We start from the raw sequence: 24,074 nt of genomic DNA, 5'->3' as shown, positions 1-24,074 counted from the left end.
GAGTATACCTATGCTGACGGTAGTAAAGAGAGCGTTACCTACCCGCCGGAAATTTGGAGAAAGAACGATGTTGAAGTAAAAAGGGTAGTGTCTTCTCAGCAAGAGATCATGAGTATTGTTGTGGATCCAAAAGCAGAAACGGCCGATATTGACGTTACTAATAATAGTTGGCCCAAAACACAGAATCCTTCAGAATTCAATCAATTCAAGGAGAGTATCAAAGGCGAATAGTCCTAATCTGACAGCATTAAAAAGTCTGGACTATTTTTAGTCCAGACTTTTTTATTTTATAAAAGGGTTCTAAACTTGATTATATTTGTAGTATGCAATCGACAGTAATTTTATTTATTAGTGGTGGAGAGATCTTCTTCATCATGTTTATTGTGGTCATGGTCTTCGGTGCCGATAAGATCCCTGGCATTGCCAAAGGCCTTGGGAAAGGGATGCGACAATTAAAGGATGCGACAGAAGATATTAAGCAAGAGATCCAGAAAAGTGCAGAGAAGCAGGGAATTGATACCAGCATCGCGGACGATATAAAGAAGGAAATGAATCAGGTGAAAAAGAATATTGAGGATGTTTCCGGAACAATTAAAAGAAAGTAAACTGGCGAATGTGGGAAAGGCTATTACAGTGGGATCGAGATACCTTTATCTACTTAAATAACCTTGGGATTGAAGATTACGACAGTTTTTGGTCTCTCGTAACCCACACCACCACCTGGATCCCATTATATGTACTGTTTTTCATTCTACTCCTCCTAAAATACCCAAGGAAAGAAGCAATTTCCATGATCCTTATGACCTTGTTGTTATTTGGTTTTGTGATGGGATTTATGGAACTGACCAAGAGTTTTATTGGGCGACTCCGGCCAAATAACAATGAAGAGATCAGTGCCCTTATCCGAGTGCTCATAAGTCCGACTGACTATAGTTTTTTCTCGGGTCACGCCGCAAATTCCTTTGCCATTACAACATTGATAGTGCTTTTTCTTCGCAAGAAATTGAGATGGGTATATATCTTTTACCTTTGGCCCTTTTTGTTTTCACTTAGCAGGATCTATGTGGGCGTTCATTATCCATCGGATCTGATCGTAGGCGCCCTGGTAGGGATCCTTATGGCAATCTCATTCAATAAAATCTTCCGGAAATTTATAATACCCTACTTAGCGTTAGACCGTCCCTGATAGGCAGCATCACAGTTTCTACTCTAGGATCGTCTTTGAGCATTTGGTTGTAAGAAAGCAGGGCCCTTGTTGCCCGGTCATTGGCATCAATAGGTTCCACCACTTTTCCGGACCAGAGTACATTGTCTGATAAGATGATCCCTCCTTTTCTGACCTTAGGGTACACCTCTTCAAAATACCGGGCGTATTCCTTTTTCTCCGCATCAATAAAAACGAGGTCGAATTCCAGTTTCATGGAGGGAATGATGTTTAGGGCATCACCTGTATGGAGTGTTATACGGTTGGTATACCCGGACTTGGCAATATACTTCTTTTGAATCCAGGCTAATTCTTCATTGACGTCTATGGTGTGTAACTGGCCGTTGGGAAGAAGTCCTTCAGCCAGGCATAAAGCCGAATAGCCGGTATATGTACCGATTTCAAGAATATTGGCAGGCCCGATTATTTTCGAGAGCATACTGAGAACCCGTCCCTGATAATGCCCGGTGATCATTCTTGGCTGAATCACCTTTAAATGTGTCTCTCTGCTAAGCTCCTCTAGATAAGAAGGCTCATTCTCAGAATGTGCGGTGATATAGCCCTGAAGTGTTTCCGACAGAAAATGCATGCTTTTCTTTTTGCAAAAATAGGCTTTTTGCCCTACTTTGTTGGGTTCATCAGTACCTTATCCATTATGAAAAATTTCTTAATCAGGCAGGCAGTTGAAAGTGATCTCAAAACACTACTGCAGTTTGAACAGGCCCTTATTGAAGCCGAACGGCCTTTTGATCCTACCATTCGCAAAGGTTCATTACATTATTATGATTTGAAGGAATTTATTGTAAACAAGGATGCTGAGGTACTGGTGGCTGTTGTAGACGGGCAAATTGTGAGTTCGGGATACGGTATTGCCAAGGCTGCCAGGCCTTATCTGGACCATAAGGAGTATGCCTATCTGGGGTTTATGTATACCCTTCCTGAATATCGCGGGCAGGGTATAAATGGTAAGATCATAGAGACGCTAACTACCTGGGCCAGGGGCAGAGGACTGGAGGAGGTTAGGCTTACCGTTTATGATGATAATGCTCCCGCTATAGCAGCCTATGAAAAAGTTGGTTTTAAAAAACACATTATTGAAATGCGAATTCTACAGACAAGCCAGGATTCTTAGAACAGAGTTAAGCACGAGTGTTGTATTTTTGCAAAAAAGAAGTTGATGAAATTTCAGAATACCTTGTCTTTTGCCCGTGAACTAGATGCGCAAGACCCACTGGCGCACTATAGGAATGAGTTTTATTTTCCAAAGGTAAATGGATCGGAAGTAATATATTTTACAGGGAACTCCCTTGGTTTACAACCGAAAAGAACTCAGGCTTTTGTTGATGAGATCATGAAGGATTGGCGAGAGTTAGCAGTCGAAGGACATTTTTATGCAGATAAGTCCTGGTGGGATTACCATGAGCGGCTTGCCCAACCTTTGGCAAAAGTAGTGGGAGCCTTACCTGCGGAGATATCGGTGATGAATACGCTGACGGTTAATCTTCATCTCCTTATGGTTTCTTTTTACAGACCTACTAAAAAACGTTATAAGATCTTATGTGAGGAAAAGGCATTTCCTTCAGATCAGTATATGTTCCAAAGTCAGGTAAAGTTTCACAACCTGGATGTTTCCGATACCCTTGTGGAAATAAAAAAGCGTGAAGGGGAAAATTTTTGGCGAACGGAAGATGTCATTGCTAAAATAAACGAGATCGGCGATGAACTTGCCCTGGTGCTGATTGGTGGGGTAAATTATTACAATGGACAAGTTTTTGACATGCAGGCCATCACTCGTGCCGGGAAAGAAGCCGGAGCTTTTGTAGGCTGGGATCTGGCACATGCCGTGGGTAATATTGAGCTACAGCTTCACGATTGGGATGTAGATTTTGCTGCCTGGTGCAGTTATAAGTATATGAACAGCGGTCCGGGAAATGCTTCCGGAATCTATGTAAATGAACGCTATTTAAACAGACGCGATATTCCCAGATTTGAAGGGTGGTGGGGAACCAAAAAAGATACACGCTTTCTGATGCAGCCAGAGTTCGATCCCATGGAAACGGCAGATGCCTGGCAAATTAGTAATGCCCCAGTATTGGCAGTAGCCCCTTATTTGGCTTCTCTGGAAATGTTTGAGGAAGTAGGAATGCAGGCACTTATAAAAAAACGCAATCTTATAGTCTCTTACCTGGAATTTATCTTGCAGGAAATAGACAAGGAGGTAGACAGCTCTTTTGAAATAATTACCCCAAAGGACAGGGGTACCCAGTTATCTGTATTTCTGCATGGCGAGGGAAGGCCGCTATTCGACTATCTGATGACCAAAGGGGTCATTACAGACTGGCGTGAACCTAATGTGATACGTCTGGCCCCTGCACCTTTCTATTGTTCATACGAAGACATGTATCGTTTCGGGCAAATACTGAAGGAGGGCATTCTAAAAAAGTAACTACATTTATCGCCAGCTAATTCCTGATCCCTATGAGATCCCTACGGCTAATTTTGTCTAACCCACGGTATTTTGGCCCCGCCTGGGCCTTTGCCAGTCTGAACATTCTCTTTGGTACCTGGGCAATTTATATTCCAACCGTTAAAGAGGACCTGGGAATAGATAAGGCCACCTTAGGGATTGCGCTGTTCTTTCTTTCCTTTGGAGTGTTCACCGTATTTCCTGTAGCTTCCAGGATCATCAATCGTTTAGGAGTAGGCAGGGCCACCTGGTTGGGCATTATTCTTCTTTGTATTTCAGCCATTTTTCCATTAATGACCACAAATTTTACCACGCTGGCCATAGCCTTGTTCTTTTTTGGTTCTGCGAATGGATTTTTAGACATCTCTATGAATACCCTAGTGACGGAGATAGAAAAAGAAGACAAACAGAATTTTATGTCGGCTTCTCACGGCTTCTTCAGTTTGGGTGGCGTCATTGCCGGTTTGGGAAGTTTTTTGATACTGATTTTCGACAATAGAATGCTCCATATGGTTTTGGCCATTGCACTGGTATTTGGGATCAATTTTATATTTCATAAACGGTATAATCATATTATTGCGGCACCTATTGAAAAGGAACCTTTTAGCTTTCGAAATTTTAAGCCCTTGTTATTACTTGGGGTGGTCTCTTTTGTGATCATGGGGAGTGAGGGGGCCATTGTGGATTGGAGCGGCCTTTTTTTAAAGGAGGTAACACTGGCTCCGGAAGCCATATGGGGAGCCGGATTTTTAGGTTTTCAAATCATGATGACATTGGGCAGATTCCTTGGAGACGCCATAAGTGCTCGGATCGGCTCCGTAAAGATCGTGGCTCTAGGTTCTTCGATTGCCATCCTGGGGTATGTATTGGTTTTAGTGTCTAACACCTATATGGCGATTGCCGGTTTTGCTTTAACCGGACTTGGATTTTCGGTGATCATCCCGGAACTCTTTAGGATAGGCGGGAACGTAAAAGGGGTAGAATCTTCTCAAGGGGTGGCCTTTATTGCCGGTACGGGGTATTCCGGATTCCTTATTGGACCGGTTATCCTCGGATTCCTGGCCGAACAGTTTTCACTCAATACAAGTTTTATGGTCTTGTTAGGAGGGGTCATTGTTGTCCTTGCAACCAGCCTGTTGTTGAAAAGGAGATCGAAAAAGAAGGTCTGATATTAGTTCAAAACTTCCACATCGGTAAAATACAAGGAGAAATTCCCTTCCTTGTTCTTATGCATCTTTGAAATGTTCAATCCGTTGAGCGAAACGTAATCCTCCCAGGTAGTAATGCTGGAGGGTTCGGGGTTATTACCTTTTCTGAAGACCCATTCTTTAATCTTGTAGTCCGCTCCCAAAAAAAAGTCATAGGCATCGCCCGGGGTATAACCGCCTTCATTTCCATACACTACCGTAAGTTTTGCCAGGGAATCATTGCTAATTGGGGCCAGTGCCTTTTCATCAAAAGTATAGCTGAGGTTTTTTTGATCCCATAAAATGTTTATGGGTGCCAATAACCAGTATTTGTCATTGATAAATGCACCATCCGCTCTCGTAGAGAGGCTGTCTACGGCTTTTCTGTTATAAAATATAGTGTCTCCGTTAGAGATTCCCTGAACATCCTGACTTTTGGTATTCCATATCCAGGATCTTTCAAAGTGGGTAGTATCTCTATCTACATTGAAAGTAAATCTGATCTCCTTTACCTTGTTCCATTCATCGTAGCCATGTGCTTTGGCAACTTTTTCCAGGATTGTGGTCTCTTCCACCGGGGTCACCTTCTTTTCCGATTTACAGCCTAATAAAAGAAGAGTAAGGGTACAAAAGGCTCCAATTGATTTACGCATGGTATTTTTTTTGCAAATATACTGTGTTTTTGAAATATCGGCTCTTCTGAACTTCAGAGGGTGTGTTAATTTAAAAAATCCTGAGAAAAGCGCTCAGGATTTAGAATGATCAGAGAGCTAGGAACCGTTAGTTACTTGGTGCGAACAGGTCTTTTGGATGTGCTATCTGAAGAGTATAAAACAATTACCTGTTGATTGCGTTAGGCCTTGTATATTCATCCAGGTTGCCATCGGAACCTCTAAGATCGTACTAATCCATAAGATATATTCTACAATACATGTGTAAATAACTGATTTTTAGCAGTTTGATTTACTGATTATTTGAACAAAAGTGGCTTGGCAAAATGGAGGGTAAATGCGTACCTTTGAGGGTAAACAAATGATACTATGAGTGCTAAAAAAGGGAAGGTACAAGAAGCCATAGATGAGAAGTTATTACAGGAAAGAAAAGTGTTCCTTTGGGGAATGGTCGATGATGATTCTGCCAAACATGTAATAGACAGGCTACTATATCTAGACATGCAAAATAACAAGGAAATACAGCTTTATATAAATAGCCCGGGAGGGTATGTTACCTCGGGATTCGCTATTTACGACACAATTAAATCCATTAAGAGTCCTGTTTCTACTATCTGCACAGGTCTGGCAGCTTCCATGGGTTCTATCTTGCTATCAGTAGGAAAAAAAGGTCGGCGATTTATACAGCCACACGCCCGGGTGATGATCCATCAGCCAAGCGGAGGAGCCAGAGGACAGGCATCTAACATTGAGATCCAGGCCAAGGAAATCATCAAGACCAAAGAATTAGGGGCAAAGATCCTAGCTGACAATTGCGGACAGTCTTTTGAGAAGATCATGAAGGACTTTAACCGAGATTATTGGATGGGTGCAGAGGAGTCTGTAGAATATGGGATCGTAGACGGAATCCTGGAATAAGTATAAGAATTTAAAGAAAAAGTCCGGTGAAGAAATTCACCGGACTTTTATATATATAGACGCACAAGGCGGAAGGTATTTTACTTACGTACAAAAAGGGCATCTCGGATCAGAGGTTCCTACTTAATTATGCTAATATTCCCCCGGATTTTCAATGATATGCTTCGCTCTTTTTCTTAATTTATCGAGTTCCACTTCATCTTTTTTATCCAATAAACGAAGCATCATCCCCATTCTGGGATTACTTTTCAAATGCTCTTTCTTGGCATCCAGGAAATTCCAGTAAAGGGCGTTAAATGGGCATGCTGTTTCACCAAACTTTTCATTGGGATCATAATGGCATTCACCGCAATAATTTCCCATTTTATTGATATAATTGGCGCTGCTCACATATGGTTTGGTAGCCACAATTCCTCCATCGGCAAACTGGCTCATGCCACGGGTATTGGTGATCTCTACCCATTCTATGGCGTCAATATAAATACCCAGGTACCAGTTATCCACCTCGTTGGGATCTGTTTGGGTTAACAGTGCGTAGTTTCCGGTGATCATCAAACGCTGAATATGATGTGCATAAGCTTCTTCCAAACTCTGGTGGATGGCATGGCTCAGGCAATTCATCTTGGTATTCCCTGTCCAATAAAACCCGGGTAACGGATTTTTGTTTTCCAATGCATTTGTAAGTGCATAGGCGGGCATTTCTTTCCAGTAAATACCCCGCATATATTCCCGCCATCCCAGGATCTGACGTATAAAGCCTTCCACTTGTGAGATGTCTAAAGTATCCTTATGGGCATGGTAGTATTCCAGGACCCCGTGAATCACTTCTTTCGGGGAAAGCATTTTGCTATTCATAGCAAATGATAGACGAGAATGAAACAAGAATTTTTGGTCCGTATGAAGGGCATCCTGGAAATCTCCAAAATGGGTTAATAAATTCTCAATAAAATACTGCAATACCTGAAGACTTTCATCCCTGTTTGTGGGCCAGTTAAAAGAGTTGGGGTGTAAACTACCTATGGTTTTTATATTGGCTTGCTGAATTTCCTTGTAAAGACCGCTAATGTCTTTGGAGAATTCTAAGGCAGGGGGTATAGAGGGTGTGCCCTTCCATTTCTTCCGATTACTTTGATCGTAATTCCAGGAACCACCTTCGGGTTGGCCGTTTACCATCAAAATATCGTGTTCTTTCCGCATCATTCTATAGAAGGATTCCATGACCAGCTGCTTTTTCCCTTTATAGAAATTCTTTAAAGTATCCCTGCTGGTTAAAAAATGCTCAGTATCGAAGCTCGCAGAAGGAATGGAAAGCGAAGAGGCAATGGCTTCCAATTGCTTGTCTAGCCGGTATTCATCCGGAAGCAGATATTCAAATTTCTCTGCCGCGGTTTTCCCTATTTGCTGTTCAATAAGGGCTTTTAACTCATGCGGATTTTCAGGATCATTGATCTTGATATAGTGTACCTGGTGTCCCTGTTCCTTTAAGTAGTCGGCGAAGGAGCGCATGGAGGCGAAGAAGGCCACCACTTTCTGAATATGATGGGTAACATAGGTGGTCTCCTGTTTCAATTCAGCCATGAGATATGTGCAATTGGCATCAGTGTTGGTAAACCAGCTGTGTTCTGCATTGAGCTGGTCACCCAGCAGTAGTCGTAGTATTTTCATTTATTTAGGTCTTAGAACAAAGTGTCCTGTAGCCAGAGATTTTGAAATTTCCCTGAAGGATCATAGAGTTCTGCTTGTCTTTTGATATTAAATTTTCTATCCCTTGGATCGTTCCCTACGCCGCTGTTATACATCCAGTTTCCCCAATTACTGTGCACATCGTAGTCTATAAGCATGGATTCAAAGTAGGTGGCTCCTATGCGCCAGTCTTGTTTCAGCTCTTTCGCCCAGTAACTGGCAACATTTTGCCGGCCTCTGTTACTCATCCATCCTGTTTTGGCCAATTCGATCATGTTGGCATTTACAAATGGTTCCTTGGTAGTGCCGTGAATCCAGGAGAGCTTGGTGGTCTCAGATTCTTCCCAATCGTAGGCTCTGTCCAGGATACCTTCCAGGGTAAATATTTTATACCCATGTTTCAGGGAAACATACTTAAAATAGTCGCGCCAGATCAGTTCAAATACCAGCCAGTACGTGTCCTGGTTTTTTGTAATCTTATCTTCAAACTCCTTTATAGCCCAGTAAATACTGCGTGGAGAAATAGATCCATTGGCCAGCCATGCCGAGAGTTTGGAGCTGTAATCCTTTCCCAGCAGTCCGTTTCTGGTACGCTTGTAAAAGGCGAGTTTACCGGTATCCCAGAAATAGTCCTGTATTCTTTCCAAGGCTGCAAGCTCGCCACCTTTAAAAGGAAAAGCAGTATGCGGATGAGGATCAAAAGGTACAAAACCTAATTCGGATAAGGTAGGCACCGAAGTTGAAATGGATAGGAGATTGTTGGTTGATTTTGGTTGCGGAGTTGACAAGGAAGGTCTAATCTCCCCATACTTCTCACATTTCTTCCGGAAGGAGGTAAAAATATCAGGTATATTAAAGAATTCGGTATAGGGAATATCAGATGGATGGTAAAGGAATTGATCGTAATTTTCAATGAAGGTCACTGCTGTGGTGCACCCTTGTCTTACGGCACTTAGCTCGTTTACCTCGTTTCTGGTCCATTCCTTTTGTAAATACACTTTGTTTATTCCATGTTCTTTAATGAGGACTGGAAGAATGTCTTCTGGTTTTTGCAGGTATATGAGAAGGGAGATATTAAGAGACTTCAGATTCTCCTGAAGGGTTTGTAGTGATTCCAGGAGGAATTTTACTCTGTATTTCTCCATTTTCCGAAACCCACAGCTTCCAATAACAAGAAGACTCGGGTCCAGACAGAAGACGCCCATTACCTTATCCTCTTTACAAGCCATTGTTAAGGACTGATTATCCGAAATACGGAGATCATTGCGAAACCATACAAGTGCATTCATAGAATCTTACTAACTAGTTTTAACTTCTGTCCGGGGCCTCTGATGCTTGTTCCTGCGACATCGTTCACTACAATAGATCACATGCTCCCAATTTTTTTCCCATTTCTTGCGCCAAAGAAATGGCCTGCCACATACTACACATAGTTTAGCTGGTAGCTGTTGCTTGTTATGCCCCATGTATAAAGGTACTGGGTTCACTGCCTGGTCTGGCATAGGTTAGCCTGTTCAGAAAAGCCGGCAGGGCATACCCATCCATCCCCATGGCAGTAACTGTATCAGCCTTATCGAGTCTGACAAAACCATCCGGATCCTGAATTCCGTCCGGGTAATAGAGGCGCTCAATGGCCCCTATTATTAATAGACAATCGTTCTCCTCCAGGGTGTAGTGATTTACATACCTGCAGCCTATTTTAATCGTACTTTCTGCGACATAAGGAGCTATAAAGTCATCTAGATGTTCCACGGTAAATTTGGTTTCGTGAAATTCGGAAACGTCCATTTCGTATTTAGCGGAGGTTTGATGGGCCTTTTGGTACATGTCTTCCGAAACCTGGTTTACCGTAAAAAATTTCAACGCTTTGATATTTGCAAAGGTGTCCCGTCGTACGGTTAAGGGTCGCAGAATAAAACCCAAAAGTGGTGGAGAGCTACCTATATGGATGATCGAACTAAAGATCGCCAAATTTGTAAGACCCTCGGCAGAGGTGCTGCCAATGAGATTGCACGACTTGTACCCGGTTACACTATTTATAAGATTGGCCCTGAAGCGTGAGGGTAGCTCAGCGATGTCTTCTGTAAACAATTGATTCATTCTATGAATTTTGTCTAACGAATATAGTTAAATGTTGAACAGTATTTCGTTAATGGTTTGATAAATTGCTCAACGCAGCTCTGACGATTATTTCTTACTTTTACGTATTGTGATAAATCCCGCAGCGAGAACCATGACGCAAACCTCAAAGAACATTGCTATTGTAGGATCGGGGCTCGTTGGATCTTTACTTGCGATCTACCTGCAACGTTTTGGACACAGAATAACTGTCTTTGACAGACGCCCAGATATTCGTACCATAGAATTTTCGGGGAGGTCTATCAATCTGGCTATGAGCGATCGCGGCTGGAGGGCTTTACGGGAAGTAGAGATAGAGGATCAGATCAAACAGATTGCGATTCCTTTGGACAAAAGGGCCATGCATGTGCTCAATGAGCCCGAATATTTTCAGAAGTATGGCAAGGAAGGGGAAGCTATCTGGTCTATCTCCCGCGGGGTACTCAACCGAAAAATGATCGATCTGGCTGAGGCAGCCGGGGTCACCTTTAAATTCAATGAGAAAGTTTGGGACGTAGATCTTCCAACAGCTACCCTCTATACGGGCGATTCTGAGAAAAGTGAGTGGAAAGCCTATCATTACGACATTGTTTTTGGCTGTGACGGTGCCTTTTCCAGGATTCGGCACAAAATGCAACGCAGGAGTAGGTTTAATTATTCTCAGGACTTCCTGAATGTAGGTTATAAAGAGCTAACTATCCCAGCCAACAAGGATGGGTCGCATAAATTAGACAAACACTCCTTTCATATTTGGCCCAGAGGAAAGTTTATGTTTATTGCCATGCCCAACTTAGATGGGAGTTTTACCTGTACTCTTTTTCTGCCATTTGAAGGGGAGGTATCTTTTGAGAAGATCACCACCAAAAAGCATGCGAATACATTTTTTTCCACATATTTTCCAAATGTGATGCAGGATATTGAAAATCTGACGGACGATTTTTTCAAAAATCCTACAAGCGCCATGGTCACTATGAAGTGTTATCCCTGGACCTACTGGAATAAGGTGGCCCTTGTGGGCGATTCTGCCCATGCCATCGTTCCCTTTTATGGACAAGGCATGAATGCTGGTTTTGAGGATATTTATTCCCTGTCGCGTATTATGACAAAGCATGGGGACGACTGGGAAACAATTTTTCAAACCTATCAGAAGGAACGAAAACCCAATGCAGATGCTATTGCAGAATTAAGCTACCGTAACTTTGTTGAGATGAGCAGTAAAACTGCCGATAAATCTTTTTTGTTGCAGAAGAGGATAGAGAAATGGTTTGCGGAGAAACATCCGTCTCTTTGGGAGCCAACCTATTCCAGAGTTACATTTTCGCATAGGGCCTATGCAGAAGCGCTCGCGATTGGAGATTTTCAAGAACAGATTATGCAGGAAGTTATGAAAATGCCCAACATTGAAGCTCAATGGAACAGTCAAAAAGTGGAAGAGCAGATTTTACAACTCCTTCAAAGTGCCCCGGTTCCAAAGGTTTAAGGAGAATTTTTTCGCCTTATCTCCCTTTGTCTCATCGGCATACTATCTATAAGATCAAAAATAAGGATGGGTGCTACGGTAAAACGTTCTTTTAGTTTTATTCCTCCATCTTTGCCAAACAACAAGACTCCCTGAAAATCTTTATAAGGGATACCTTCTGGGTTGATAGCAATTACTTTTAAGTCCTTATCGCGGATAACTTCTCCATCGAACACCAAAATCACCAACTCTCTGGCTTTAATGTCCTCCTCAAAAGTACTTAAGAGTGCCAGTTGTTCTTTGGTGTTCACAAGATCTCCCTCGGATTCCATAAGGAGTAATAGGCGATTTTTCCAACGGAAGTCATTCAGGTCCTGTCCTTCTAATGTGGAGCTCATAAACAGAAAAATAAGTACATAAAACAGTATGCGGTACATCCCGGAAATATTTTAGCGCTTTCCTAAAGGTATAAAAAAAGGCCATCTATTTCAGATGGCCTTCTATGATAAGAATAAATTCATTTTAGATCTTGTCGAACATTTTGTGCATCTTCTGCTGCTCTTCTTCAGCCAGAACAGGATCTACCAGGATACGGCCACTGTGCTCGTCAGTGATGATCTTTTTCCTGGAAGCGATCTCAACCTGTACCTGAGGTGGTATTGTAAAGAAAGATCCCCCGGAGGCACCCCTTTCAATAGGCACCACGGCTAGTCCGTTTTTTACATTTACCCGAATTCTTTTATAGGCCTTAACTAAACGATCTTCTATTTGTTTTTCATAAATATCGGACTGTTCCAAGAGGGCCTTTTCTTCTTTTTCGGTTTCGGCAAGGATCGCATCTAATTCACTCTTTTTATGTTTAAGGTGCGATTCCCTTTCAGATAATCTTTCCTTGGTTTCTGCGATCACCTCTTTTTTCTGTTCGATCTGAACTTTGAATTCCTTGATATTTTTCTCAGCCAGTTGAATTTCCAATTCCTGGAATTCCACTTCCTTGGCAAGGGAGTTAAATTCCCGACTGTTTCTAACGTTCTTCTGCTGGTCAGCGTATTTCTTGATCAGGACCTTTGCCTCGTCAATAAGATTTTTCTTGGCGGTGATCTCGTAGTTGATGGTTTCCAAATCGGTCTTTAACTTATCCATTCTGGTTTTAAGTCCTAAAACATCGTCTTCGAGGTCTTCCACCTCTAAAGGCAATTCGCCGCGAACATTTCGGATCTCATCTACCCTAGAATCAATTAGTTGGAGATCGTACAAGGCTCTTAATTTATCCTCTACTGTAGCTTCTTTCTTTGCTGCCATATATTAAAAGTACTTAATGGGATTTGTTATGCTTTCTGATAAAGCGACTGCAAAATTAGGGATTTTTTTTGTAAGATAATCTACCAATAGGTTTTTTGTGTATTGTTCTGATTCATAATGTCCTATATCCGCAATGATCATCTTATTTTCAGCCTCGAAGAACTGGTGGTATTTTATATCGGCAGTCACGAATATATCTGCTCCCTGGGCCTTAGCCGCAGCTATGGCAAAAGCTCCACTGCCGCCAAGTACGGCAACTTTTTTAATTGGTTTCTTGAGCAAGTCAGAATGACGGATACAGGAAAGGTGCATGCTTTTTTTAAGATGTTGCAGGAAAGCTTCCTCCTCTTTAGGAGTAGCCAAATTTCCTATCATCCCCATTCCCAAATGCTGATGCTCATTGACAAGGCTGGTAAGTTCATACGCTACCTCTTCATAGGGGTGACTCCCAAACAAGGCTTTTAACATAGTACTTCTGAGTCTTTTTGGAAAGGTCATGTGCAATTGTACTTCCTCTTCAAAATGTGTTTCCTCCAACTTGCCAATTGCAGGTTGAGCCCCACTTTCTGGTCTGAAACTGCCTATTCCCTCCAGGGTAAAACTACAATGGCTGTAGTTTCCTATGCTACCACCACCGGCCGCAAAAAGGGCTCCTTTTACCTGTTCTATCGCATTTTTGGGGATATAGCTGGTTAATTTTAGGAGGGTCTCGGTTTTTGGAATTAATATTTGTGGTTCCAAAATGCCCAGCACCTCGCATATTTTGCCATTGACTCCTTCGGTTACATTGTCTAAGGCAGTATGCATGCTGTAAATGTTTATCCCGTGTTGGATGGCTTTGGCCACAACACGTTCCACATAGGTTTTTCCTGTGATCTTGGTAAGTCCCTTAAAAATTATTGGGTGAAAGCTAATGATAAGGTTGTAGTTTTTGGCGATGGCTTCGTCTACCACATTTTCCAAGGTATCTAGTGTAACTAGTATTCCTGTGACTTTTGCCTCCGGCGAACCAACCAATAGCCCTACATTGTCAAAGCCCTCGGCATTTGCCAAAGGCGCCAGTTCTTCCAGCAGATCCGCAACATCTTGTACAATCATTTTAAAAATCCCAAGGTTCAAAGATAAAATATTATATTTTCGTTCCGATGCAAGTCCTTAGAAAATTAGTATTTCCATTTTCCCTGCTGTATGCCTTGGTGGTTTATCTGCGGAATGTGTGTTATGATTATGGGATATTTTCTTCTAAAACCTTTAAAACACCCATTATTTGTGTGGGTAATCTCAGCACCGGGGGTACCGGTAAAACGCCCATGATAGAATGGCTCTTAGAGCAGATGTCCCCGCTTGGGAAAGTGGCAGTATTGAGCAGAGGCTACAAACGAGGGTCTACTGGCTTTCTCCGTGTAACGCCTGAACTAAATGCGGAGGAAGTAGGCGATGAACCTTTACAGATCTCTAAAAAATTTCCTGAGAATTTTGTGGCTGTAGATGCCAATAGGCAGCGGGGGATAGCCAAAATAGAGCATCAAATTTCTCCAAGGTATATTCTTTTGGACGATGCCTATCAGCATAGGAAGGTAATGGCGAGTATGTATATTTTGTTGACTGCTTTTAACGATCTATACATAGATGATTGGTATTTACCCACAGGTAATCTGCGGGATCACAAAAAAGAGGCCCGCAGAGCTCATGTGATCATCGTAACTAAATGTCCTCTTACCTTGAGCAAAGAGGTCCAGGCAGCGATAAAAAAGCGCTTAAAACCCTTAACCGGGCAACAACTCTTGTTCTGTGGATTTGAATATGAACAAAAGGCATATGGCCTAAAAGGCACTATAAACCTGAAAGATCTGGGGGATAACATTTTATTGGTAACAGGGATTGCAAATCCGGATCCCTTACTTCAGTTTTTGAGTGCACAGCATATTACCTATTCGCATCGGAGATTTCCGGATCATCATTTTTTTACGATGAAAGAATACGAAGAACTTTCTTTATTTCCTGTAATTCTGACTACAGAAAAGGATTTTACCAGAATGGGGGGAAGGCTGCCGAACGCTTATTTTATTAGTGTAAAACACGTATTTCTGGGCAATGGGAAAGATCTGCTCAATAAGGCGATCAAAAATTTATGAAGCCGATTTCTTTTGTTTGTGTTCAAAGAAATTCTCTCCTAATTTTTGATAGAACACCTCTGGTTTAAATGGTTTGGTTACTACATCATTACAACCGGCAGCATAGAAAGTTTCAAGGCTGTCATCCAAGGAGATAGCAGTTAGCGCTATAATGGGCGTTTCCCTGTCAAATTTGCGGATCTCAATGGTAGCTTCCACACCACTTATACCAGGCATATGTATGTCCATTAAAATGCCGTCGTACTGATTTCTGTTCGCGTGGTCTATGGCTTCCAGGCCGTTTTCAGCAATATCACAACTTACCCCGCGTTTATTGAGCATTTTTTTGGTGATGACCTGGTTGATCTTGTTGTCTTCAACCACCAGTACATGTAATCCATTTAGATCGTATTCTTTCTGTTCCATTTCAAAAGGTATATCATCTACTATATCGTCCTTAGACTTCAACACCAGTTCAAAGAAGAAAGAACTTCCCTTGCCTTCCTGACTACGCAATTGGATTTCACTGTCGAAAAGACCTAATAAGCTCTTTACAATGGTAAGTCCAAGTCCGGTACCCCCGTATTCACGATTGATCTGTATAGACCCTTGCTCAAAGCTGTCGAAGATATGTTGTTGTTGTTCATGAGAGATCCCAATTCCCGTATCTTTTACCTCAAAGTAGAGAGTAACATTCTCTTCTTCTTTTTTAACCAGTTTAGCGATCATGGTAACTTCTCCATTTTTGGTGAACTTGATGGAGTTTCCGATAAGATTGATAAATATCTGAGATAGTTTTAACGGATCACTCATCAAATGCTGAGGAATCTCATCGTCATAGTTGAGTGTAATTTTAGTCTTATTCTGTTTCGCACTTTGTTGCAAGGAATCGATCACTTCACTAAGGATCTTTTTCAGGTAAAAATCTATGCTGGAAGGCTCTAATTTATCGGCATCAATTTTATTGATCTGTAATATGTCATTAATGAAATTCAGCAGATAGTCGCCCGAAAACTTCAGGGATTTAAGATGTTCCTTCTGATTTGCACTCGGATTCTCTTCGAGCAGCAAGTGAGTGAGTCCTGTAACGGCATAGAGGGGTGTTCTAAGCTCATGACTTACCGTAGACAAAAAGTTGGTCTTGGCCTCCATGGCCTGTACGGCAGCATCCCTGGCAGCTTGTAATTCCTTATTTTTGGTTTGCAGCAGGTCATTGGTTTTTAATTTGATCTGGTTATTTCTGTAAAGAGAAACGGCCAGTAAAGAAATAATGGTCAGGAATGCGGAAGTTAAGATCGCGGTAATTTCAGATCTGTTCGCAGATTCGCTTAAAGCCGCAATACGTTCATCTTGCCTGTTGATCTCGGTCTTGGCCTCCTCCATAGCCAGTTTATCGGCCTTGTTGGTTTCTGCTTTCACCTTATCCAGGGTAAAGATGGAGTCTTTAATTTCAACAATACTTTCCTTGTACTTTAGTGCCAGTTTATAATTTTGGCGCAGTTCATTAGCCTTCGCCAGGTATTCTGTAGCCTGAAGTAATTCGATACTAAAGTTATTGGCCTTGGCCAGTGCAATAGCGCTTAAACCATTTTTTATGCTTTCCTCATAATCTTCTGTGCGAATATTTAGATCCGCCAGTCCCAGATGGGCTCTGGCAGTCAAATAGGCCTTTTCTATATCGTCTGTATTAACAATGAGGGAGTTAAAGCTTACTGCTGCCTTTTCGTAATCCTCAATGTTTATAAAAATAAGACCCTCTAAAAGCAGCATGTTATTCAGAAGGTTTCTGTCATTACTTAGGGTCTTGGCTTCCTCCAAACTTTTAATCGCTTGAAAATTAAGATCCGAATTATACAGCAGTCTTGCATTCACGTATTTATAGAAACCCTCTCCGGAAGGGTATGATTTATAGTCCTCTAAGAGTTTTGAGGCCCGAGCCAGGAAAAATTCCGCATTAGTGGTATCACCCCTCTGTAGATTTAATAGGGCGAACCGGTTATAGGTGTCAATAGTACCCTTTTCATTCAGGCTGTTTTCTGATAATTTTCTTGCTTCATCGAGGATGTCTAATGCCTTGTCTATCTTACCCTCGTTCTTGTAGGTGGTGTATTCCTTAAAATACTGCGCTAACTTCTCGTCTATGGTCTCTGAGCCTTGCGACCATAGGGGGTTTGCAAACCAAAAAAGCCCTAGCAGGGCTAATAAGTAAATACGATTATGATGTGGTTTTAAAAATATCAAAGGTATTTTTTATGTTCCAACATTTGTATTACATCAATAAGTCGGCTGCTGTACCCCGTTTCATTGTCATACCATCCAATCACCTTCACCATTTTACCAAGTACAGAAGTCATCTGAGAATCAAACGTACAGGAATAGTAACTATTGTTTATATCTACAGAAACTATAGGGTCTTTCGTAAAAAAAAGTACGTTTTTTAGCTCATTTTCAGCAACCTTCTCAAAAGTATCATTAATTTCCTTAATGGTGGTATCTTTTTTTAAGTTGAGGGTAATGTCTGTTAATGAGCCATTTGGAACAGGAACGCGTATCCCGCAACCTCCAATAACACCAGCTAAATCCGGGAAGATATGTGTAAGCGCCTTGGCGGCACCTGTGGTTGTAGGAATAATGGATTGGCTCGCAGCCCGGGCTCGCCTCAGATCCCTGTGTGGCCTGTCGTGCAGGCTCTGATCTGAGGTGTAGGAATGTACGGTTGTGATGTAGGCCTGTTCTACCCCCCAATGTTCATGCAACACCTTAATCATAGGGGCTGCATTATTTGTGGTGCAGGAGGCATTGGAGATGATGTGGTCTGAGGCAGTGAGGATGTCCTCATTTACACCAAAAACGATCATTTTGATGTCCTCATCACTTGGAGGAACAGTAAGCAGTACCTTTTTAGCTCCATTCTTTAAATGGTGTTCCAGGGACGAAACCGACTTAAATTTTCCGGTAGCTTCCACCACTACGTCTACCTTGCCCAAGCGCCAGTCAATGTCCTTTGGATGCTCCTGATGCTGCATTTCAATGACTTTCTTATTGACCACAATGGCATTTTCCAGATAACCTACCTCCTGTTGAAAAGGACCATGTATACTGTCGTACTTTAAGAGATGAGAAAGGGTTCTGGCGTCTGCAAGATCGTTGATGGCTGTGACCCTAATATAGGGATGTCCCTGTAGTAGTCGGAAGAGGGTTCTGCCTATACGACCAAATCCATTGATGCCAATATTTATTGTTCTCATAGGCCGTTAATACCAACTGTTCTGAAAAACCTAAGGTATGTATGAAAAAGATAGGTTTGTGATTGCTAAAGGATGTGTTTATGTGCTTTGTAAGATGAGCGAACAAGCGCTCCACTTTCTACATGTCTAAAGCCCATTTCCAGTCCCAGGGTTTCGTATTTTTTGAATTGTTCGGGGGTAATAAACTCCTTAACAGGCAAGTGTTTTTTTGAAGGTTGAAGGTACTGTCCTATGGTTACTACATCTACCTTGGCCTTTCGCAGATCGCACATGGTCTCTATGACCTCTTCCTCTAGTTCACCCAGGCCAAGCATAATTCCAGATTTTGTTCTGTTCACCCCTGCTTCTTTTAAGTATTCTAAAACGCCTAAACTTCGCTCATATTTGGCCTGAATACGAACTTCTCTGGTTAATCTCTTTACGGTTTCCATATTGTGAGACACCACTTCAGGAGCTACTTTTACGATCCTGTCCAGGTGTTTTTCTATTCCCTGAAAATCAGGGATAAGTGTCTCCAGGGTAGTCTCCGGGTTCATTCGTCTGATAGCCTTCACAGTTTCAGCCCAGATTATAGAACCCATGTCCTTTAGGTCATCTCTGTCTACCGAGGTAACCACTGCGTGTTTTATTCCCATGATCTTGATAGATCTGGCCACCTTTTCGGGTTCTTCCCAATCTACTTGTTCAGGTCGCCCGGTTTTAACTCCGCAAAAACCGCAAGAGCGGGTACAAACATTTCCCAGAATCATAAAGGTTGCTGTGCCTTCCCCCCAACATTCACCCATGTTGGGACAACTCCCGGAGGTACAGATAGTATGAAGATCGTACTTATCTACCAGGCTGCGCAATTGAGTATATCTTTTACCCGTAGGAAGCTTCACTCTCAGCCACTTGGGTTTTCCCTTTGGTATCGTTGTACTGGTTACAGTTTCTGGGTTCATAGAAATATTTTAAACAAATATACAAACAAAATTAATCCTAAAATTTGGGCTGTAGGCCAACTTCTCACTGCGCTTTAATGATTTCTGCAAGAAGCTTTTTAGCCCTGAGAATTTTAACTTTGATATTATTGATTGGCTCCCCCAATTCTTCAGCAATGGCCGCGTAGGAAAGTTCCCTGAAATAACGAAGGTTGATGACCTCCTGATAATGAGGCTTTAATTTCTTTATGTGTGCAAGAAGATTTGCGAGGTTCTGTTCTATTATTAACTGATCTTCGGCGGTAGGGGCATCATCCAGAAGCTTTTTAATGACCTCCTGATCTCTCGGTGAATTGTGTTCGAGGACATTTCTCCTTTTTTTTCTGATCAGGTCAACATGAAGGTTTTTAGAAATTGTAAATAGCCAGGTTTTGAATTCATACGCATCGTCATAACTTTGAATTTTATCGAATGCTCGTGAGAAGGTCTGTATGGTGATATCTTCTGCATCATTCTCATTCTTGGTGCGTCCAAGCTGAAAGCCATACACTTCATTCCAATAGGTATCCAGGAGATTACTAAAGGCAATCTGATTCCCTGCTTTGGCTTTTTCTATGGTTTCCTTCATTGAGTGGGATGAGGTTTCCAAAATGTGTTGCTGACTAAGGTAAGCGAATAGGTTTGTTCTGGATGGTAACTAACCGATGATTTCTTTCTGACAATCTTGTTCTTCCGGAAGTTTTCCACACATTCCACAAGGTTCTCCATTTTTATTTAAGAACGGACTTTGACTGGCACAGGTACCCGCAAATTTACCGTCTTTCTGAGTCCAGATCTTAACGGCGATCCCAGCAAATGCAATTGCTAGCAGCCCTATGGTCAATAAAACTAACTTCATGTTACAACTTTGTACAAAGATATAAAAAATAAGCCCCAACAAAGGGGCTTATAAATATTATCTGGGAGTATGTGTTTAATATGAAATGTTGGCGACAATGTTTTGCACCGTTGGACTATCATTGCCTCCCGTAGGCTCAATGGTGATATAACTTATGGCATTCTTTCCATAGGGTAGTGGCAACAAACGGTCCCTATCTTCAATTTTCTTGATGATACCTAAATTGACCATTTCCCCATTTACCTCTGCCCACATTTGATATACCTTATCTTGGGGAAGGTTTGGCAGACTTCGCACATTGATGTAGGATAATTTCTTAACGGGATTTACGTAAGCCACGGCTTTAAGGTCTTTTGCTTTCTCATTGCCGTTTACATAAAACTTCTTGGTCTGCGGATTATTCAGCACAATAAACTGATTTCTCACATCTTCCAATTGCTGCTTCATATCGGCTTCCAGGTTCTGGATCCGGTTGTTTACAATGGTATTTTCATTCTTCAGATTCTTGTTCTGATCCCAGAAAAAGTAAGAGGAACCGGCAAAAAGAAAGGCAGCAACACTTGCCGCAACTGCGAATCTTCTGAATTTTTTCCTGCCGAGGTCCTGAGATCTAATCCTTTGCAAGATCTTAGCTTTTAGTCCTTCAGGAGACCTCATCGTATGCAGGCGTGCAAAAATCTCCAGATTTTCCTGAAGTTCTTCAAAGTTTTTCCTCACTTCGGGATACATTACGATGTACCGTTCTACCCGGGCTGTTTCTTCCCCTGTTGTGGCACCTAAAAGGTATTTCTCCAAAAGGTCCGATTCTAAAAATGATATTATCTTGTCTTTCATGATACTAATGTTAATAGGGCTAACAGCGCGAGGGAAGATCCATAAATTTTCTTGAGTTCCCGTAATCCTATTTTTAATCTGGATTTTATGGTGCCCAAAGGAATATCTAATTCTTCACTGGCCTCTTGCTGAGTCATTCCCTGAAAGAAAAGTGCATCTAAGACTATTTGATACTTACTTTCAATCTTGTCAAGGTTCTCTTGAATGTCCATGAGCTCAGGCCTTATACTGTCCACTCCAATTTTATATACGTTAGAATTGTCAATTTGGATTTCCTTATCGGTTTTGGTTTTAACGCTTCGCAATTTGTCTATGGCCGTATTTCTGGTGATACGGAACAACCATGTAAAGAGTTTGGCTTTAGAAGGATCATAGGTATCAGATTTTTTCCAGATCTTCACAAAGCTTTCCTGTACAATGTCCTGGGCTAATTCTTCATCCTTTACCACCTTATAGGCAACTCCAAACAGGGTGTCGCCATAATGGTCATACAAAAGGGATATAGCCTTGTCATTGCGTTCTTGCAATAATTCAACAATATGTTTTTCAAGAAGTATGCTCATGATTGGATCGAGATATTAAAAAATACCCCCGGGGCATCCAAAAATATCATTTGTTGCGTATATAGTGGAAACGCTAATTTATAAAATTGATTCTTAAATTAACGTGATCTTACATTTAATTAGATAAATGTGCAACTGGTTATTGCGCATTTAGTTTTTGGTTAGTTTGGTTTGAAAATACCCTCGGACGCTCAAAGTTCGGGGGTAATTTTTTACTGGCTGAAGAGCAGGGTGAAAAGTGAAATTCCGTATGGAATGGTCTATAAGGATTTTCCCTTTTAAAGAATGTTTACCTCAGGTACGATGGGGATCCCAAAGGTTTTTTGGACCTTTTCCTGAATTTGTTCCGCAAGCTGCAGTATTTCAGCGCCCGTTGCCTCCCCGTAATTTACCAATACCAGCGCCTGGTGTTCATGTACGCCTGCGTCTCCTTTTCGGTAGCCTTTAAAGCCACAAGAATCGATCATCCATGCGGCAGGAACCTTGACATGCTTTTCTGAGACCTTGTAGGAAGGCATATCTGGATACTTTAACTGAAGTTTTTCATAGGTGGAAGTAGTAATGACAGGATTCTTAAAAAAGCTCCCGCTGTTACCCAGGATGGCAGGATCCGGAAGTTTTTGCTGTCTGATCCTTATAACAGCCCTTGAAATGTCTTGTATGGTAGGATGCAATACGCCGGAATTTCTTAATTCAGCGGCTATAGTGCCATATTCCGTGCGAAGCGTATGATTTTGGGTGCTTAATCTAAAACTTACCGAGCAGATCACGTATTTCCCCTTGCCCGCCTGTTTAAAATATGAATCTCTGTATCCAAATTGGCATTCTTCAAGAGAAAAGGTTTGAAGATGCTGAGTAGCCAACTCCATTGCCTCACAAGAAACGAAATGATCTTTTAATTCAACTCCGTAGGCGCCAATGTTTTGAATGGGGGCACTGCCAACGCTCCCCGGAATCAAGGAGAGATTTTCCAGCCCGCCAAAGCCGTGTTCTAGGCTCCAAAGTACCAATTCGTGCCAATTCTCACCCGCCATCACGCGAATTTCAATATGGTCTTCTTCTCTTTCTACAATCTCCTTTCCTTTCAGACTTATGAGGATGACCAGCGCATCCAAATCTCCTGTAAGTAACATATTACTCCCTCCACCCAGGATTAGCTTTTTTGGATAGGATCTTTGTTGCATTACCCAGCTTAATTCGTCTAGCGTCTTAACCTCTGCAAAATAACGGGCTTTGGCATTTATGCCAAAGGTATTATAGGGCTGTAAGGAAACATGTTCTTTAATTATCACGCCTTAGAATAAGTATTAAGTGCCTGTTTTAAAATCGCAACCGCGCTAATGAGTTGCTCTTTTTCCAGCACATAGGCTATCCGAATCTGATTTTTCCCCAATCCTTCGGTAGCATAAAATCCTGCTGCTGGAGCTACCATGACGGTTTTACCATTCACTTCAAATTTTTCTAACAGCCATTGGGCAAAATGGTCTGCATCTTTAATAGGAAGTTCAACTATACAATAAAAAGCCCCTTGTGGATTACCAACCTTGATCCCGGGGATCTTAGCGAGCTCCTCTAAGAGGATGTTCCTCCGTTCTACATATTCCTCTATGACCGCATCAAAATACGATTGCGGGGTTTCTAAAGCCGCTTCACTGGCTATTTGAGCATAGGTTGGTGGCGACAGTCGTGCCTGTGCAAATTTCAAAGCTGCCTGGATAACTGCTTTGTTCCGCGTAACAAGGAATCCAATACGGGCACCACACATGCTGTATCTTTTGGATACGGAGTCTACGACGATGGCGTGATCTTCCAATCCATCTTCCTGCAAAATGGAATAGTGTTGTGCTCCGTCATAGGCAAATTCTCTGTAAACTTCATCTGCGACCAGAAAGAGATCGTATTTTAGAACCAATTTGGCTAGTTTCTTAATCTCCTCCTTGGTGTATAAGTACCCTGTAGGGTTCCCGGGATTACAGATCAGTATGGCCTTTGTTCTGGGGGTTATACAGGCTTCAAAAGCTTCTATGGGAGGCAGGGCAAAATTGTCTTCAATGTTAGAAACCACAGGGACTACATTGACGCCTGCAGCCACGGCAAAACCGTTATAATTGGCATAAAATGGCTCGGGAATGATGATCTCATCCTCAGAATCTGCAATGCTACCCATGGCAAATGCAAGTGCCTCTGAACCACCTGTGGTTACAATGATGTCTTTATGAGTCACCTTTATATCATGCTTTGCGTAATAGTGCGCAATTTTCTTTCGGTATTGGTCTGTACCCTCCGTTCTGCTGTAGGACAAGACCTCAATGGTATTATTTTTCACCGCATCGAGTGCCACCTGAGGTGTCTTGATGTCGGGTTGCCCAATATTCAGGTGAATAACCTCAACACCTCTTTCTCTTGCGTCTTCTGCAAAGGGAACTAACTTTCTGATGGGGGATTCGGGCATGGAACGCCCTTTCTTTGAAATAGAAGGCATCGTGGA

27 protein-coding genes are annotated in these 24,074 nt (G+C 42.0%); 9 read left to right on the top strand and 18 right to left on the bottom strand.

Going from position 1 to position 24,074, the window contains the following annotated elements; all coding sequences use genetic code 11:
* The 3 genes from WBM49_RS10995 to WBM49_RS10985 form a co-directional block, all read left to right on the top strand.
* Nucleotides 1-231: hypothetical protein (locus WBM49_RS10995; protein ID WP_424372100.1), on the top strand; the 231-nt coding region annotated here is incomplete at its 5' end.
* A 92-nt stretch (nucleotides 232-323) separates the two neighbouring features.
* On the top strand, nucleotides 324-605 hold the full coding sequence (locus WBM49_RS10990; RefSeq protein WP_424372099.1) for a Sec-independent protein translocase subunit TatA/TatB: 282 nt from the start codon (nucleotides 324-326) through the stop codon (nucleotides 603-605).
* A gap of 8 nt (nucleotides 606-613) precedes the next feature.
* A complete protein-coding gene (locus tag WBM49_RS10985) occupies nucleotides 614-1,186 on the top strand; it encodes a phosphatase PAP2 family protein (RefSeq protein WP_424372098.1) in 573 nt (190 codons plus the stop codon).
* On the opposite strand, the gene WBM49_RS10980 is transcribed toward WBM49_RS10985, so the two are convergent.
* Nucleotides 1,152-1,793, bottom strand: coding sequence for an O-methyltransferase (locus WBM49_RS10980; RefSeq protein ID WP_424372097.1), 642 nt, complete (start codon nucleotides 1,791-1,793; stop codon nucleotides 1,152-1,154). The genes WBM49_RS10985 and WBM49_RS10980 overlap by 35 nt on opposite strands.
* A 66-nt stretch (nucleotides 1,794-1,859) precedes the next feature.
* On the opposite strand from WBM49_RS10980, the gene WBM49_RS10975 reads away from it, so the two are divergent.
* From WBM49_RS10975 to WBM49_RS10965, 3 genes are read left to right on the top strand one after another with little or no spacing between them, the layout of a single operon-like run.
* Nucleotides 1,860-2,336: a GNAT family N-acetyltransferase gene (locus WBM49_RS10975; protein ID WP_424372096.1), complete on the top strand. Its 477-nt coding sequence runs from the start codon at nucleotides 1,860-1,862 to the stop codon at nucleotides 2,334-2,336.
* 45 nt (nucleotides 2,337-2,381) lie between these two features.
* A complete protein-coding gene (gene kynU / locus WBM49_RS10970; RefSeq protein WP_424372095.1) occupies nucleotides 2,382-3,650 on the top strand; it encodes a kynureninase in 1,269 nt (422 codons plus the stop codon).
* A gap of 32 nt (nucleotides 3,651-3,682) precedes the next feature.
* Nucleotides 3,683-4,840, top strand: a complete 1,158-nt coding sequence (locus tag WBM49_RS10965) for an MFS transporter (protein ID WP_424372094.1) — start codon at nucleotides 3,683-3,685, stop codon at nucleotides 4,838-4,840.
* A 2-nt stretch (nucleotides 4,841-4,842) separates the two neighbouring features.
* Here the strand turns inward: WBM49_RS10965 and WBM49_RS10960 are convergent, their stop codons facing one another.
* Nucleotides 4,843-5,511, bottom strand: a complete 669-nt coding sequence (locus WBM49_RS10960; RefSeq protein ID WP_424372093.1) for a hypothetical protein — start codon at nucleotides 5,509-5,511, stop codon at nucleotides 4,843-4,845.
* A 387-nt stretch (nucleotides 5,512-5,898) separates the two neighbouring features.
* Between WBM49_RS10960 and WBM49_RS10955 the strand changes: the two genes are divergently transcribed.
* Complete coding sequence (locus tag WBM49_RS10955) at nucleotides 5,899-6,447, top strand: ClpP family protease (protein WP_424372092.1); 549 nt, start codon at nucleotides 5,899-5,901, stop codon at nucleotides 6,445-6,447.
* A gap of 132 nt (nucleotides 6,448-6,579) precedes the next feature.
* On the opposite strand, the gene WBM49_RS10950 is transcribed toward WBM49_RS10955, so the two are convergent.
* Genes WBM49_RS10950 through WBM49_RS10935 form a run of 4 tightly spaced genes read right to left on the bottom strand, consistent with a single transcriptional unit; the run spans nucleotide 6,580 to nucleotide 10,230 of the window.
* Entirely contained in the window at nucleotides 6,580-8,112 is a 1,533-nt protein-coding gene (locus tag WBM49_RS10950; RefSeq protein WP_424372091.1) for a cryptochrome/photolyase family protein, read from the bottom strand.
* An 11-nt stretch (nucleotides 8,113-8,123) separates the two neighbouring features.
* Nucleotides 8,124-9,419 (bottom strand): DASH family cryptochrome, encoded by a 1,296-nt coding sequence (locus WBM49_RS10945; protein WP_424372090.1) that lies wholly within the window; start codon nucleotides 9,417-9,419, stop codon nucleotides 8,124-8,126.
* Nucleotides 9,420-9,428: 9 nt separating this feature from the next.
* Nucleotides 9,429-9,596 (bottom strand): DUF2256 domain-containing protein, encoded by a 168-nt coding sequence (locus tag WBM49_RS10940; protein WP_424372089.1) that lies wholly within the window; start codon nucleotides 9,594-9,596, stop codon nucleotides 9,429-9,431.
* The gene (locus WBM49_RS10935; protein WP_424372088.1) at nucleotides 9,586-10,230 is read right to left on the bottom strand and encodes a flavin reductase family protein; all 645 of its coding nucleotides are present in this window, start codon (nucleotides 10,228-10,230) and stop codon (nucleotides 9,586-9,588) included. Before WBM49_RS10935 ends, WBM49_RS10940 begins: the two co-directional genes overlap by 11 nt.
* A 133-nt stretch (nucleotides 10,231-10,363) precedes the next feature.
* Here WBM49_RS10935 and WBM49_RS10930 point away from each other — a divergent pair, with 133 nt between their 5' ends.
* Nucleotides 10,364-11,728 (top strand): FAD-dependent oxidoreductase, encoded by a 1,365-nt coding sequence (locus WBM49_RS10930; protein ID WP_424372087.1) that lies wholly within the window; start codon nucleotides 10,364-10,366, stop codon nucleotides 11,726-11,728.
* On the opposite strand, the gene WBM49_RS10925 is transcribed toward WBM49_RS10930, so the two are convergent.
* The 3 genes from WBM49_RS10925 to WBM49_RS10915 all read right to left on the bottom strand — a co-directional run bounded on the left by WBM49_RS10925 (nucleotide 11,725) and on the right by WBM49_RS10915 (nucleotide 14,107).
* Nucleotides 11,725-12,105 carry a DUF4174 domain-containing protein gene (locus WBM49_RS10925; RefSeq protein ID WP_424372086.1) on the bottom strand — a complete coding sequence of 127 codons (381 nt, stop codon included), beginning with the start codon at nucleotides 12,103-12,105 and terminating at the stop codon, nucleotides 11,725-11,727. The genes WBM49_RS10930 and WBM49_RS10925 overlap by 4 nt on opposite strands.
* Before the next feature lie 124 nt (nucleotides 12,106-12,229).
* Nucleotides 12,230-13,009, bottom strand: a complete 780-nt coding sequence (locus tag WBM49_RS10920) for a zinc ribbon domain-containing protein (RefSeq protein ID WP_424372085.1) — start codon at nucleotides 13,007-13,009, stop codon at nucleotides 12,230-12,232.
* 3 nt (nucleotides 13,010-13,012) lie between these two features.
* Entirely contained in the window at nucleotides 13,013-14,107 is a 1,095-nt protein-coding gene (locus WBM49_RS10915) for a Nif3-like dinuclear metal center hexameric protein (RefSeq protein WP_424372084.1), read from the bottom strand.
* Between the two features lie 47 nt (nucleotides 14,108-14,154).
* On the opposite strand from WBM49_RS10915, the gene lpxK reads away from it, so the two are divergent.
* Nucleotides 14,155-15,144, top strand: coding sequence for a tetraacyldisaccharide 4'-kinase (gene lpxK, locus WBM49_RS10910; protein ID WP_424372083.1), 990 nt, complete (start codon nucleotides 14,155-14,157; stop codon nucleotides 15,142-15,144).
* On the opposite strand, the gene WBM49_RS10905 is transcribed toward lpxK, so the two are convergent.
* The 9 genes from WBM49_RS10905 to WBM49_RS10865 form a co-directional block, all read right to left on the bottom strand.
* A complete protein-coding gene (locus tag WBM49_RS10905; protein WP_424372082.1) occupies nucleotides 15,139-17,364 on the bottom strand; it encodes a response regulator in 2,226 nt (741 codons plus the stop codon). The genes lpxK and WBM49_RS10905 overlap by 6 nt on opposite strands.
* Nucleotides 17,361-18,371 carry a type I glyceraldehyde-3-phosphate dehydrogenase gene (gene gap / locus WBM49_RS10900; RefSeq protein ID WP_424372081.1) on the bottom strand — a complete coding sequence of 337 codons (1,011 nt, stop codon included), beginning with the start codon at nucleotides 18,369-18,371 and terminating at the stop codon, nucleotides 17,361-17,363. The genes WBM49_RS10905 and gap overlap by 4 nt, the downstream gene beginning before the upstream one ends.
* Before the next feature lie 65 nt (nucleotides 18,372-18,436).
* A complete protein-coding gene (lipA, locus tag WBM49_RS10895) occupies nucleotides 18,437-19,312 on the bottom strand; it encodes a lipoyl synthase (RefSeq protein ID WP_424372080.1) in 876 nt (291 codons plus the stop codon).
* A 64-nt stretch (nucleotides 19,313-19,376) separates the two neighbouring features.
* Nucleotides 19,377-19,919 carry an RNA polymerase sigma factor gene (locus tag WBM49_RS10890; RefSeq protein ID WP_424372079.1) on the bottom strand — a complete coding sequence of 181 codons (543 nt, stop codon included), beginning with the start codon at nucleotides 19,917-19,919 and terminating at the stop codon, nucleotides 19,377-19,379.
* A 69-nt stretch (nucleotides 19,920-19,988) separates the two neighbouring features.
* Nucleotides 19,989-20,189, bottom strand: coding sequence for a membrane or secreted protein (locus WBM49_RS10885; RefSeq protein ID WP_424372078.1), 201 nt, complete (start codon nucleotides 20,187-20,189; stop codon nucleotides 19,989-19,991).
* 75 nt (nucleotides 20,190-20,264) lie between these two features.
* Nucleotides 20,265-21,023, bottom strand: coding sequence for an anti-sigma factor domain-containing protein (locus WBM49_RS10880; protein WP_424372077.1), 759 nt, complete (start codon nucleotides 21,021-21,023; stop codon nucleotides 20,265-20,267).
* Complete coding sequence (locus tag WBM49_RS10875) at nucleotides 21,020-21,586, bottom strand: RNA polymerase sigma factor (protein WP_424372076.1); 567 nt, start codon at nucleotides 21,584-21,586, stop codon at nucleotides 21,020-21,022. Before WBM49_RS10875 ends, WBM49_RS10880 begins: the two co-directional genes overlap by 4 nt.
* Nucleotides 21,587-21,864: 278 nt before the next feature.
* Nucleotides 21,865-22,878, bottom strand: a complete 1,014-nt coding sequence (murB, locus tag WBM49_RS10870; protein ID WP_424372075.1) for a UDP-N-acetylmuramate dehydrogenase — start codon at nucleotides 22,876-22,878, stop codon at nucleotides 21,865-21,867.
* Nucleotides 22,875-24,068, bottom strand: coding sequence for a pyridoxal phosphate-dependent aminotransferase (locus WBM49_RS10865; protein ID WP_424372074.1), 1,194 nt, complete (start codon nucleotides 24,066-24,068; stop codon nucleotides 22,875-22,877). The genes murB and WBM49_RS10865 overlap by 4 nt, the downstream gene beginning before the upstream one ends.
* Nucleotides 24,069-24,074: the final 6 nt, after the last annotated feature.

The sequence above is a fragment of the Muriicola sp. genome, assembly GCF_049669965.1.
In the GTDB taxonomy this organism is placed as follows: Bacteria; Bacteroidota; Bacteroidia; order Flavobacteriales; family Flavobacteriaceae; genus Muriicola.
Note: the sequence above shows the minus strand (reverse complement) of the source record. Positions and strands in the feature narration are given on the sequence as shown.

Coding starts and splice junctions, on each gene's coding strand:
- WBM49_RS10990 (WP_424372099.1), top strand. CDS start 324: ATGCAATCGACAGTAATTTTATTTATTAGTGGTGGAGAGATCTTCTTC.
- WBM49_RS10985 (WP_424372098.1), top strand. CDS start 614: ATGTGGGAAAGGCTATTACAGTGGGATCGAGATACCTTTATCTACTTA.
- WBM49_RS10980 (WP_424372097.1), bottom strand. CDS start 1,793: ATGCATTTTCTGTCGGAAACACTTCAGGGCTATATCACCGCACATTCT.
- WBM49_RS10975 (WP_424372096.1), top strand. CDS start 1,860: ATGAAAAATTTCTTAATCAGGCAGGCAGTTGAAAGTGATCTCAAAACA.
- kynU (WP_424372095.1), top strand. CDS start 2,382: ATGAAATTTCAGAATACCTTGTCTTTTGCCCGTGAACTAGATGCGCAA.
- WBM49_RS10965 (WP_424372094.1), top strand. CDS start 3,683: ATGAGATCCCTACGGCTAATTTTGTCTAACCCACGGTATTTTGGCCCC.
- WBM49_RS10960 (WP_424372093.1), bottom strand. CDS start 5,511: ATGCGTAAATCAATTGGAGCCTTTTGTACCCTTACTCTTCTTTTATTA.
- WBM49_RS10955 (WP_424372092.1), top strand. CDS start 5,899: ATGAGTGCTAAAAAAGGGAAGGTACAAGAAGCCATAGATGAGAAGTTA.
- WBM49_RS10950 (WP_424372091.1), bottom strand. CDS start 8,112: ATGAAAATACTACGACTACTGCTGGGTGACCAGCTCAATGCAGAACAC.
- WBM49_RS10945 (WP_424372090.1), bottom strand. CDS start 9,419: ATGAATGCACTTGTATGGTTTCGCAATGATCTCCGTATTTCGGATAAT.
- WBM49_RS10940 (WP_424372089.1), bottom strand. CDS start 9,596: ATGGGGCATAACAAGCAACAGCTACCAGCTAAACTATGTGTAGTATGT.
- WBM49_RS10935 (WP_424372088.1), bottom strand. CDS start 10,230: ATGAATCAATTGTTTACAGAAGACATCGCTGAGCTACCCTCACGCTTC.
- WBM49_RS10930 (WP_424372087.1), top strand. CDS start 10,364: ATGACGCAAACCTCAAAGAACATTGCTATTGTAGGATCGGGGCTCGTT.
- WBM49_RS10925 (WP_424372086.1), bottom strand. CDS start 12,105: ATGAGCTCCACATTAGAAGGACAGGACCTGAATGACTTCCGTTGGAAA.
- WBM49_RS10920 (WP_424372085.1), bottom strand. CDS start 13,009: ATGGCAGCAAAGAAAGAAGCTACAGTAGAGGATAAATTAAGAGCCTTG.
- WBM49_RS10915 (WP_424372084.1), bottom strand. CDS start 14,107: ATGATTGTACAAGATGTTGCGGATCTGCTGGAAGAACTGGCGCCTTTG.
- lpxK (WP_424372083.1), top strand. CDS start 14,155: ATGCAAGTCCTTAGAAAATTAGTATTTCCATTTTCCCTGCTGTATGCC.
- gap (WP_424372081.1), bottom strand. CDS start 18,371: ATGAGAACAATAAATATTGGCATCAATGGATTTGGTCGTATAGGCAGA.
- lipA (WP_424372080.1), bottom strand. CDS start 19,312: ATGAACCCAGAAACTGTAACCAGTACAACGATACCAAAGGGAAAACCC.
- WBM49_RS10890 (WP_424372079.1), bottom strand. CDS start 19,919: ATGAAGGAAACCATAGAAAAAGCCAAAGCAGGGAATCAGATTGCCTTT.
- WBM49_RS10885 (WP_424372078.1), bottom strand. CDS start 20,189: ATGAAGTTAGTTTTATTGACCATAGGGCTGCTAGCAATTGCATTTGCT.
- WBM49_RS10880 (WP_424372077.1), bottom strand. CDS start 21,023: ATGAAAGACAAGATAATATCATTTTTAGAATCGGACCTTTTGGAGAAA.
- WBM49_RS10875 (WP_424372076.1), bottom strand. CDS start 21,586: ATGAGCATACTTCTTGAAAAACATATTGTTGAATTATTGCAAGAACGC.
- WBM49_RS10865 (WP_424372074.1), bottom strand. CDS start 24,068: ATGCCTTCTATTTCAAAGAAAGGGCGTTCCATGCCCGAATCCCCCATC.